We start from the raw sequence: 9,773 nt of genomic DNA, 5'->3' as shown, positions 1-9,773 counted from the left end.
CGGGGCGGGCGCCGGCGCTCAGGGATGAGCAGTTCCTCCTCGATGACTTGCAGCCGTTTTTTCATTTGATACGTTTCTTGCGCCAACGAGACAGCCAGCTGGTCAATTTGTTCTTCAAGCGGCTTCCATTCGTCTTTGGCGAAAAAGGAAAGGACAAGCAAAAGAATCGATAAGGCCGCCAAGGCGATGATCGTGTATTCTACCATCATGAATCCCTCCTCTTTTCACTATATCATATCGCATTCTATTTGTGGCCGGTCTTGTGGAAAAAGATAAAATGGAGGGAAATGAAATTTAGAGGTGGAAATCGTCGCAGAAAAATGCTATCATAGAAAGGTCTGATTATATAAAGCACGTTTGGAGGGAAAAAGGATGCGTGTGAACATTACACTGGCATGCACAGAATGCGGCGAACGCAACTATATTACGTCCAAAAATAAACGCAACAACCCGGAACGTCTTGAACTGAAAAAATATTGCCCGCGGGACCGCAAAGTTACGTTGCACCGCGAAACGAAGTAAGCAGTAGGAACGCCATTCCTGCTGCTTTTTTATCTTTCGGGCAGAAAGGGGAGCGACGATGGACCGCAAACGGGAACTGCGCCGTCATATGCTCAGCCGGCTTCGGCAGCTTCCGGCGCCTGAAAAACGAGTTTGCGACCGGCAAATTGCCGGTTATTTATATCAATGGACGCCGTGGAAACAAACCCGGGCGATCGCCATCACGGTGGCGCGGGAGACGGAAGTGGATACGGCGCCGATCATTGAACAAGCTTGGAGGGAAGGAAAAAAAGTCGGCGTGCCAAAATGCGACCCAGCGGCGAAAATGATGACGTTTCGGCGGATCGTGTCGTTTGCCCAGCTTGAAGAGGCGTATGCCGGGCTGCTTGAGCCGATCGAGGAACAAACGATGGCGATGGATCGCGAGGAGTTTGATCTCATTATTGTTCCAGGAGTGTGTTTTGCCAAAAATGGCTTTCGGATCGGCTACGGCGGCGGGTATTATGACCGGTACTTGCCGGGGGCGGCGGCAGTGACGGCGGCGCTTGCCTATTCGTTTCAAGTGGTGGACGACATCCCAGCAGAAGAACATGACGTGCCGGTAGAGTTCATTATTACCGATAAAGGGGTCATTCGCTGTGAGCGGTGAATGGGCGTATATTGCTGCATCCGCCATCGCAGCCGGCAGCGGGTGGCTGCTGCGCTTGCTGTCCGCCTCGGGAGCGGCGGCGACCGTTGTTGTCGGCGCCTTGGTTGGGTATGGTTTTTCATGGAGCGGGCTATGGTTGCTAGGATTATTTTTTGCCAGCTCCAGCTTTTTCAGCCATATCGGGAGACGGAAAAAGGAGAAACTCGCCGAAAAGGTGGCAAAAGGGGGGCGGCGTGATGCGGTCCAAGTGCTGGCCAACGGTGGAGTGCCGGCTGCGCTCGGACTGCTGGCGGCGCTGCTCCCTGACCCGGTTTGGAACGAGCTGTTCGTCGTCGCGGTCGCGGCGGCGAACGCCGATACATGGGCGTCGGAAATCGGTGCCTTGAGCCGGCGTCCGCCGCGGACATGGCCGAGTTTTCAGCCGGTCGAGGCCGGCACTTCCGGAGCGGTGACGCTCCTTGGCACGGCCGCTTCCCTTGCTGGGGCGCTGTTCATCGCCGCCAGCGGCGCGTTGCTCCTTCCCGCTGCACCGTGGCTCCCCCTTGCACTGTTCGGCTGGTTTGGCAGCTGGCTGGATACATGGCTTGGCGCCGCCTGGCAGACCGTTTACCGCTGTCCGGTATGCGGGATCGCCACCGAGCGAAAACAGCATTGCGGGCGGATGACCGTTCAGGTGAAAGGATGGCGCTGGCTTGACAACGATGCCGTCAACTTCTTGTCGGCTGCCGGTGCGGTGCTTGCCGCCGCCCTTGTGCTGGGGCGTTAGGCCGTCTGCTTCATAATTAAGGGGAAAAAGGGAAAAAGAATAACGAGCATGTCATATTGATGAAGGGGGAACACCAATGAACAAATGGTCGTACTCGCTGTTGGCGGTCGCAGCCGGATGGCTCACCTATCGCTATCGTTACCGAATGGCTGACTGGGCGTTGCGCATTCCGCCGCTGCGAAAGCAGCTTGTTCGCTTTGCGCTCAACATTCCGGCGGTGCGCAACGCGGTTGTGTCGCAAATGTTGCGCTAGAGAGGCGGTGGCCGGCTGGCCGTTTTATGATGCCGCGAACGGGAAGCTGGCCACCCTTATCGTCGATTTCAAAGCTGGCGGGGGGGGGGAAAAGCGCGCCTGGGGCGGGAACGGCACAGCCTCCCTCTGGCTTGCGCTGGATCATCCAGACAGCCGGAGCTTTGCTGTCCGCTGGGTTCGGCCTGCTGGAGAAAAGGAGAGAAGAACATGGTTGGAACGATGGATGTATTGTTTTGGCAGCTTGTTCATCTTTTGCTTCGCGGCGGTTACCGCATCGCGCGGATGGCCGAACGCGGGGATGAAGTATGGCTCGAATCGGCCCGCTGGCGGCGGCCGACACTCATCCGCCTCGTCCGCGCCGATTTCGACTGGAGTCGGTCGTTGCGTCTTGATATGGAATATACGTGGCAATTCATTCGGCGGATGGACGGACGGGCAACCGGCAGAGGAGGCCGGGTTGTCAACGTATACATCATGGCGTATCCGCCGGTTGATGACTGGGAGTTTCTCATTGACGAACCGCTGCCGCTTTTAGGGACGGGCGATGGCGCGTTTCATACGCTTCTCATTCATAGCGGCAACATCAATGACATGCTGCCGCGGCTCGAGGAGATGACCGGGGCGACGCTCCGCCCGGCTCCATCTGCGGAAGAGGAAGACCCGTTCGCCGCCGCCGAGCGTTTCAAACATCAAGTGCTGACGGAATGGCGCCGTCAACGGGAGGAAGAGCGGCGCATTTTTGAATACGGCAGGCCGGTGTTCACTCGGCTGCTGATGATCGTGCAAGTCGCTATGTTTTTTGTTCTCGAGTGGAGCGGCGGCAGCACGGACCCCAACGTCTTGATCCGGTATGGCGCCAAATTCAATCCGCTCATTGAGGCGGGGGAATGGTGGCGATTTTTGACGCCGATGTTTTTGCATATCGGGTTTTTGCATTTGTTGACGAACACGTTTGCGCTGTATTATTTAGGGACGACGACAGAGCGGTTGTACGGTTCGCTTCGCTTTTTGATCATTTATGCAACGGCTGGTTTTTTCGGAACGCTGTCGAGCTTTTTGTTCACTCCATCGATTTCGGCCGGGGCGTCCGGCGCCATTTTCGGATTGTTTGGGGCACTTCTTTATTTTGGGACGGTTTACCGGCATCTATTTTTTCGGACGATGGGCATGAACGTAATCAGCTTAATCGTCGTCAACCTGCTGTTTGGCCTGCTTGTTCCCGGCATTGACAACGCCGGCCATATCGGCGGGCTTGTCGGCGGCTTTCTGGCAGCGGGTGCTGTCCATTTGCCGAAGCAGACCGCTTCGGGGCGGCAGGCCGGCGCATTGGCCGCCGCGTTGTTATTGGCAGCGTCCGGCTTATGGCTTGGTTTCCGCTAAGGAACTTGGATGAGCATGACTTTGTCTCCATTTTTCGCTTCAAGCAAAACAAGGATTTGACCGTAATCTTTCCGGATCAAAATAAGCGGCACCGTGCTGCCGATCGGCGAGAGGATGGAGCCATCCTCTTTTTTTATGCCGAGAACGTATGACTTATAGATCCCCTCCCATAGGCGGCCGATGATCGTCTGTGTTTTTGTCATCGACAAGCCGGGCAGCGGTTGTTCCGTATAAGCGACAAGCTCCGGCAAATAAAGGGCGTAGTAGTCTTCTTTCGATAGCGAAAAATGGGAAAGCAGCTCGTCCGCCTTATGGCGGAGAAATTCGTTCGTTGCCTTGTTCAAGACGCGCTGCCATTCGCGCTCGGCGTCCGTTTTCGGCCGGCGGAATGATGCGAGCGGATGGTATGGCGAGTCGATGACATACAAATACGCGCTTGACATCGTTTGGCTGCTTGTGATCGTTTCGCCCTTGTGCAGTTCACCATGATGGAACGAAATGGCTTGGAAAAAACGGCTGTCATGCATAATTGCTGTTTTTTCCATAGCGATCGTTCCGGTGTTCGTCTCCCATCGGGACAATACATCAACCAATCGGCCGTCAGCAAACAGCAATGAAACGTCTTGCCGCAAATAGGCGCGGCGATTCAGCGTGGAGATAGTGGACCAACGCAGCGAATAGCGCCCGCGCTCTTTGTTTGTTGCAAGCGCAAGAGTGGTTTTCGCTTCGGTGAACACCGCCTCGCGGTCAAGCGGGAAAAATTTAATCGTTTCCTCGGTGCGCTGACGCTCCCACCACGAAAACAGCGCAGCTATAGCGGCGAGAAAAAACGCTGCTCCTACGGCGGCCAACAACCATCGTCTCATGGCATCCTCCCTGAGCGGACAAGTTTCCACCAATATATGCATAGAAAGGGACATTTATGTATGAATTTCCTGCTGGTTGTCTATGATGGGGAGTATACAGTAACACGAGATGCAGGGGGATGGCGATGGACAAACGTGTGCCGAAACGGCCAGCTTCATGCCGTCTCCAAGACAATGCGGCTTACTTAGCCGAGCGGCTTGGGGTCGGCAAAAGCTTTGATGTCATCCGCCTCGACGTCGAGTATGGCGGCCGGGCGATGGCATTGTTTATGATTGACGGGTTTGTGAAAGACGATATTTTGCATTATTTAATGAGAAATTTGTCCCATCTAGACGAGAGCGAACTGGACGCTGATCCGCTCGAAAAACTGTTAAAAAGGCATCTTCCTTATGTAGAAATCGGGCAAACGAACGATCTCGAGGAGGCGGTCGCCGCCGTGCTTTCCGGACCGACGGCACTCGTCGTTGATGGCGTGGATCGCATCCTTTTAATTGACGCCCGCACCTATCCAGTGCGCGGCCCGCAGGAGCCGGACACTGAGCGGGTAGTGCGCGGGGCGCGCGACGGGTTTGTGGAAACGATCATCTTTAATACGGCTCTCATCCGCCGCCGCGTCCGCGACCCGTCGCTGCGGATGGAGTATGTACAGGTGGCGCGCCGCTCGAAAACGGACATTTGCATTTGCTATATTGAAGAAATTGCCGACCCGGAACTTGTCCGCCGCGTCCGGCAGTCGATTTCCGCCATCGATACGGACGGGCTCGTGATGGCGGAAAAGACGGTTGAAGAGTTTATTTCCGGGCGGCATTGGAACCCGTACCCGGTCATTCGTTATACGGAGCGTCCTGATACGGCGGCCGCCCATTTGTACGAAGGGCATGTGCTCGTCATCGTTGACGGGTCGCCAAGCGTCATTATCACCCCGGCAACGTTTTGGCATCATTTGCAGCATGCCGAAGAATACAGGAACAAGCCGATCGTCGGGGCGTATTTGCGGCTCGTTCGCTTTTTGGCTGTCTGGGCGTCGGTGTTTTTGTTGCCGCTTTGGTATTTATTGATGACGGAGCCGAAACTGCTGCCGGGGCCGCTGCAGTTTTTAGGAAAGGCGAAATTAGGCGATATTCCGCTTTTTGCTCAAATTTTGATGATCGAAATCGGCATGGATATGCTGCGAATGGCCGCCATTCATACGCCGTCCTCGCTGGCGACAGCGCTCGGTTTGGTGGCGGCGCTTATGATCGGCGGCATTGCCGTGGAGGTCGGCCTCTTTTCCAACGAAGTGATTTTATATTTCTCGGTTGCCGCCATCGGCACGTTTGCGACGCCAAGCTATGAGATGAGCTTGGCGAACCGGCTCGTCCGCATTGCTTTGCTCATTTTGTCGGGCCTGTTCGGCCTGTACGGCTATGTGCTCGGCCTTACCGTTTGGATCATCTCCTTGGCCCGGATGTCGTCGTTTGGCATCCCGTATTTATGGCCGTTTATTCCGTTTTCTTATCGGGCGATGCGCGATGTGCTCATCCGCTCGCCGATGCCGCTGAAAAACCGGCGACCGGCGATTCTTCACCCGCGCGACCCTGACCGCTGACGCAGGTGCTGATTTTTAGCGCCTGCGTTTTTTGTCTTGACGGCTGCGGATATTTGCCGATACACTAAAAAGGGAGAAAAGGAGAATCGATGACGATGAAGACAGTATACGATGTGCAACAGCTGCTCAAACAGTTTGGCACGATCATTTATGTCGGCGACCGGATCGCCGATTTGGAGCTGATGGAGGAGGAAGTGAAAGAGCTGTACGAGTCTCAGCTCATCGATGTCAAACAATTGCAGGCTGCGTTATTTGTTTTGCGGCAGGAAGCGCAAATCGAGCGGGAAAAACGAATGAGAAAAGGATGAGGGAATGGCGATGGAACAATGGTTGGTAGGCATCGATCTTGGCGGCACGACGACGAAGATGGCGTTTATTACAGAAGAAGGAATTATTGTACACAAATGGGAAATTCCAACAGACACGTCCAACCGCGGCGAACGGATCGTCGCCCATATCGCCCGGTCGTTGGATGAAACGCTCGCCCGGCTTGGCGGAACGAAAGAACAGCTGCTCGCCATCGGAATCGGCGCCCCCGGGCCGGTTCAGGAAGAAACAGGAATGCTGTATGAAGCGGTCAATCTAGGATGGAAACACTACCCCTTAAAACGACAGCTCGAAGAAGAGACAGGGCTGCCGGTGGCCGTCGACAATGACGCGAATATCGCCGCCCTCGGCGAAATGTGGAAAGGGGCCGGGGGAGGGGCGCGCCATTTGCTGTTTGTGACGCTCGGCACCGGCGTTGGCGGCGGCGTAATCGCCAACGGGGCCATCGTGCGCGGGACGAACGGCGCCGGTGGAGAAATCGGCCATATGACGATGGTTGCAGACGGCGGCGCGCCGTGCAACTGCGGCAAAACGGGCTGTTTGGAAACGATTGCGTCGGCGACCGGCATTGTGCGGATTGCCGGCGAAAAGCTGGCTGCCAGCGAGCGTCCGAGCGCGCTCCGCGGCGGCGATGTCACCGCCAAAGCTGTGTTTGACGCCGCCAAAACGGGGGATGCGCTCGCGCTTGAGGTTGTTGAGGAGGTGACGCGCTATCTCGGTTTGGCGTTGGCGAATGCGGCTAATGTGACCAATCCGGAGAAAATTGTGATCGGCGGCGGTGTCTCGAAGGCGGGGGCACTGCTCGTTGAGCATGTCGCCGCCCATTTCCGCCGCTATGCTTTTCCGCGTGTCGCCGCCGGAGCGGAGATCGTGCTGGCAACGCTCGGCAATGACGCCGGAGTCATCGGCGGCGCCTGGTTGGCGAAATCGCTCATCGGCGCCTAAACCGCAACGGCTTGCTCCCTTGCTGGAGCAAGCCGTTGTTTTCATTTTTTGGCGCCTGCCGCATATGTTGAAGGTAGAAGAAAGGGAAGGGGAGATGGCGCATGCGCGTCCAAGCATGGCCTGGCGATACGCTTGAAAAATACGGGCAATGGTTTTCAGTGCCGACGGAGTTGATTGTAGACGCCAATCCACATGTCGACAAAGGAAGGCTGCGTCCCGGACAGACAGTCGCTATTCCGGGATATGGCGTCATCGAGTCATGGGAAACACTCTCCCGCAGTCTATCGCTGCCGATCGAGGCGTTGCGGCGGATGCCGGGGGCGATGGCGGTCATTGACGGAACAGCGCCGCTGCCTATGCGGATCGCCGCTCCTGTCGTTCGCAGCGTCCGGCCGTACGATTTTGCCGCTTTGACGGAGGATATTGACGCGATCGTCCGCCATTACCCGTTTGTGCGCCAGCGGACGATCGGATACAGCGTGCTTGGTTTGCCGCTTGTTGAGCTGCAAATCGGCCGCGGCCCGGTGCGCGTCCATATGAACGGATCGTTCCATGCCAACGAATGGATTACAACGGCAGTATTAATGGCGCTCATCGACGACTATGTGCGGGCGCTTGTCAATGACGACATGTTGGCCGGCCGCCGGGTTCTCGAGTATTACCATAAAACGACTCTTTCCGTCGTGCCGATGGTCAATCCCGATGGCGTCAATCTTGTGTTGAACGGTCCTCCCGAGAAGGAGCCGCACCGGAGTGAAGCCATCCGCATTAACGGTGGGGCCGCTGATTTTTCCCAGTGGAAAGCGAACATTCGTGGCATCGACTTAAACAACCAGTTTCCGGCCCGCTGGGAAATTGAACAGGCACGCAAACCGCCAAAGGGACCGGCGCCGCGTGATTTTCCCGGCTTCGCCCCGCTCACCGAGCCGGAGGCGAAAGCGATGGCAGCGCTGGCTGAAGAAGGGGATTTTGCAATGGTTGTTGCGTTTCATACACAAGGAAAGGAGATTTATTGGGGGTACGAAGGATTGGAGCCGCCAGAAGCGGAGGCGGCCGTCAAGGCGATGGCCGAAGCGAGCGGATACCAAGCGATTCGCTATATTGACAGCCACGCCGGCTACCGCGACTGGTTCATTCAGACATGGCGGCGCAGAGGCTATACGGTCGAACTCGGAGAAGGGGTCAACCCGCTACCGCTCTCGCAATTTGCGCAAATATACCGCGACAGCCTCGGTTTGTTTTTGGCTGCGCTCGAAATGGCTTGAAGGCGGCGTTTGCGGAGAAATGCCGCATGGGCTGCCAATTGCATCGCAATGCTCTGAAAGGTGTGAAAAAACGCAAGAGGCTCCGTCCGCCTCTTGCGTTTTCAGTGTGTGCCTGTCGGAATGCCGTGGTGCAAAATCGTCATCACTGTAAACCAGCCGAAAACCGCCGCTGTGCCAAGCCCAAATAAAAATCCGAGCACATTTTTCTCGCGCAGCGTGCGGAGCATGCCGTAAAGGGCGAGCAACGTCACGAGCGCAAAAATAATGACTGTACCCATCCGTTTTACCCCCTTGTGAAACAGTATGTACAAGCGAGCTCATTCTTTTTCATTGTAATTTTTTTTTTTTCTTTTGTCGAGGTCTGTTCCGCATTTGCATGTTTCTCTTTCATCGGCGGGAGAAAAACGGTAAAATAAGGATAACGCTGACCATGCCAACGATAAGGAGGAGACGGTGATGGAATGGACGCGCATTCCTGTCGGCCCGATTCAGGCGAACGCCTACTTGTTGTCGGCCGCGGACGGTGCATGTGTCATCATTGACCCTGGAGCGGAAGGAGCAACGATCGTGCGCCGAATTGAAGAAAAGAAATTGACCCCGCTGGCGATTTTGCTGACGCATGCCCATTTTGACCATATCGGCGGCATTTCTGATGTGCTCGCCCGCTGGGATATTCCCGTGTATGTGCATGAAAACGAAAAATCATGGCTGCAAGATCCGGCGCTCAACGGTTCACTTTATTTCGGCGGTCCGGTCGTTGTCCGTTGCGAGCCGACATGCCTTACAGGGCGGACGACGTTGACGATCGGTCCGTTTGTGTTTGACGTGCGGGAAACGCCTGGCCATTCGCCGGGCAGCGTCTCGTATTACTGTGAAGCCGCGCAGCTCGTATTTTCAGGCGATGCGCTGTTTGCCGGCAGCATCGGGCGCACCGATTTGCCGGGCGGCAACCACCAGCAGCTGTTGGCAAGCATTCACCGCAAGCTGTTGACGCTGCCTGAAGAGACGTTGGTTTTGTCCGGGCATGGACCGGAGACGACGATCGGCATGGAAATGGACACCAATCCATTTTTGCACGGGTTTTCTTGATTTCCCGACAGCCGCCGCACGGCAGGGCTTCCGGAGAGGGCATGGAAACAGGCAGACAGGCGTCTGCCTGTGAAGCCTGCAAAATAAAAAAACCCCTCTCAGCCGCGCCAAGAAGGGTTTTTGGGGGATGTTCTATCCATAAT

Annotated in this window: 12 protein-coding genes and 1 pseudogene; 10 read left to right on the top strand and 3 right to left on the bottom strand. The window is 56.0% G+C overall.

Going from position 1 to position 9,773, the window contains the following annotated elements; all coding sequences use genetic code 11:
- Window positions 1-206 (bottom strand): annotated as a pseudogene (locus IKE44_RS11925) (hypothetical protein); the annotation flags it as partial.
- Window positions 207-372: 166 nt separating this feature from the next.
- Here IKE44_RS11925 and rpmG point away from each other — a divergent pair.
- The 5 genes from rpmG (at window position 373) to IKE44_RS11900 (ending at window position 3,549) form a co-directional block, all read left to right on the top strand.
- Window positions 373-522, top strand: coding sequence for a 50S ribosomal protein L33 (gene rpmG, locus IKE44_RS11920; protein ID WP_011231931.1), 150 nt, complete (start codon window positions 373-375; stop codon window positions 520-522).
- 58 nt (window positions 523-580) lie between these two features.
- Window positions 581-1,150, top strand: coding sequence for a 5-formyltetrahydrofolate cyclo-ligase (locus IKE44_RS11915; RefSeq protein WP_049626447.1), 570 nt, complete (start codon window positions 581-583; stop codon window positions 1,148-1,150).
- Window positions 1,140-1,916, top strand: a complete 777-nt coding sequence (locus IKE44_RS11910) for a DUF92 domain-containing protein (RefSeq protein WP_049626446.1) — start codon at window positions 1,140-1,142, stop codon at window positions 1,914-1,916. The genes IKE44_RS11915 and IKE44_RS11910 overlap by 11 nt, the downstream gene beginning before the upstream one ends.
- 76 nt (window positions 1,917-1,992) lie before the next feature.
- Entirely contained in the window at window positions 1,993-2,169 is a 177-nt protein-coding gene (locus tag IKE44_RS11905) for a hypothetical protein (RefSeq protein ID WP_162839640.1), read from the top strand.
- A 207-nt stretch (window positions 2,170-2,376) separates the two neighbouring features.
- Window positions 2,377-3,549, top strand: a complete 1,173-nt coding sequence (locus IKE44_RS11900) for a rhomboid family intramembrane serine protease (protein ID WP_049625176.1) — start codon at window positions 2,377-2,379, stop codon at window positions 3,547-3,549.
- Here the strand turns inward: IKE44_RS11900 and IKE44_RS11895 are convergent.
- Window positions 3,546-4,415 (bottom strand): hypothetical protein, encoded by an 870-nt coding sequence (locus IKE44_RS11895; protein WP_033014617.1) that lies wholly within the window; start codon window positions 4,413-4,415, stop codon window positions 3,546-3,548. The two genes, IKE44_RS11900 and IKE44_RS11895, sit on opposite strands and share 4 nt — an antisense overlap.
- A gap of 125 nt (window positions 4,416-4,540) precedes the next feature.
- Between IKE44_RS11895 and IKE44_RS11890 the strand changes: the two genes are divergently transcribed.
- From IKE44_RS11890 to IKE44_RS11875, 4 genes are all read left to right on the top strand, one after another.
- A complete protein-coding gene (locus tag IKE44_RS11890; protein WP_049625175.1) occupies window positions 4,541-6,004 on the top strand; it encodes a spore germination protein in 1,464 nt (487 codons plus the stop codon).
- Between the two features lie 95 nt (window positions 6,005-6,099).
- Window positions 6,100-6,312 carry a YqgQ family protein gene (locus tag IKE44_RS11885; protein WP_033014816.1) on the top strand — a complete coding sequence of 71 codons (213 nt, stop codon included), beginning with the start codon at window positions 6,100-6,102 and terminating at the stop codon, window positions 6,310-6,312.
- Window positions 6,313-6,322: 10 nt separating this feature from the next.
- On the top strand, window positions 6,323-7,276 hold the full coding sequence (locus IKE44_RS11880; protein ID WP_287466018.1) for an ROK family glucokinase: 954 nt from the start codon (window positions 6,323-6,325) through the stop codon (window positions 7,274-7,276).
- Window positions 7,277-7,377: 101 nt separating this feature from the next.
- Window positions 7,378-8,541 carry a M14 family metallopeptidase gene (locus IKE44_RS11875; protein WP_033014614.1) on the top strand — a complete coding sequence of 388 codons (1,164 nt, stop codon included), beginning with the start codon at window positions 7,378-7,380 and terminating at the stop codon, window positions 8,539-8,541.
- Window positions 8,542-8,642: 101 nt separating this feature from the next.
- On the opposite strand, the gene IKE44_RS11870 is transcribed toward IKE44_RS11875, so the two are convergent.
- The gene (locus IKE44_RS11870; RefSeq protein WP_033010201.1) at window positions 8,643-8,819 is read right to left on the bottom strand and encodes a DUF2759 domain-containing protein; all 177 of its coding nucleotides are present in this window, start codon (window positions 8,817-8,819) and stop codon (window positions 8,643-8,645) included.
- 178 nt (window positions 8,820-8,997) lie between these two features.
- Between IKE44_RS11870 and IKE44_RS11865 the strand changes: the two genes are divergently transcribed.
- Window positions 8,998-9,630 (top strand): MBL fold metallo-hydrolase, encoded by a 633-nt coding sequence (locus IKE44_RS11865; protein WP_049625174.1) that lies wholly within the window; start codon window positions 8,998-9,000, stop codon window positions 9,628-9,630.
- Window positions 9,631-9,773: the final 143 nt, after the last annotated feature.

This window comes from Geobacillus sp., from assembly GCF_017515625.1.
GTDB classification, from domain to species: Bacteria; Bacillota; Bacilli; order Bacillales; family Anoxybacillaceae; genus Geobacillus; species Geobacillus stearothermophilus.
Note: the sequence above shows the minus strand (reverse complement) of the source record. Positions and strands in the feature narration are given on the sequence as shown.

What these genes read in the sequence shown, in the direction of transcription:
- rpmG (WP_011231931.1), top strand. Translation starts at nt 373, where the DNA reads ATGCGTGTGAACATTACACTGGCATGCACAGAATGCGGCGAACGCAAC.
- IKE44_RS11915 (WP_049626447.1), top strand. Translation starts at nt 581, where the DNA reads ATGGACCGCAAACGGGAACTGCGCCGTCATATGCTCAGCCGGCTTCGG.
- IKE44_RS11905 (WP_162839640.1), top strand. Translation starts at nt 1,993, where the DNA reads ATGAACAAATGGTCGTACTCGCTGTTGGCGGTCGCAGCCGGATGGCTC.
- IKE44_RS11900 (WP_049625176.1), top strand. Translation starts at nt 2,377, where the DNA reads ATGGTTGGAACGATGGATGTATTGTTTTGGCAGCTTGTTCATCTTTTG.
- IKE44_RS11895 (WP_033014617.1), bottom strand. Translation starts at nt 4,415, where the DNA reads ATGAGACGATGGTTGTTGGCCGCCGTAGGAGCAGCGTTTTTTCTCGCC.
- IKE44_RS11890 (WP_049625175.1), top strand. Translation starts at nt 4,541, where the DNA reads ATGGACAAACGTGTGCCGAAACGGCCAGCTTCATGCCGTCTCCAAGAC.
- IKE44_RS11885 (WP_033014816.1), top strand. Translation starts at nt 6,100, where the DNA reads ATGAAGACAGTATACGATGTGCAACAGCTGCTCAAACAGTTTGGCACG.
- IKE44_RS11880 (WP_287466018.1), top strand. Translation starts at nt 6,323, where the DNA reads ATGGAACAATGGTTGGTAGGCATCGATCTTGGCGGCACGACGACGAAG.
- IKE44_RS11875 (WP_033014614.1), top strand. Translation starts at nt 7,378, where the DNA reads ATGCGCGTCCAAGCATGGCCTGGCGATACGCTTGAAAAATACGGGCAA.
- IKE44_RS11870 (WP_033010201.1), bottom strand. Translation starts at nt 8,819, where the DNA reads ATGGGTACAGTCATTATTTTTGCGCTCGTGACGTTGCTCGCCCTTTAC.
- IKE44_RS11865 (WP_049625174.1), top strand. Translation starts at nt 8,998, where the DNA reads ATGGAATGGACGCGCATTCCTGTCGGCCCGATTCAGGCGAACGCCTAC.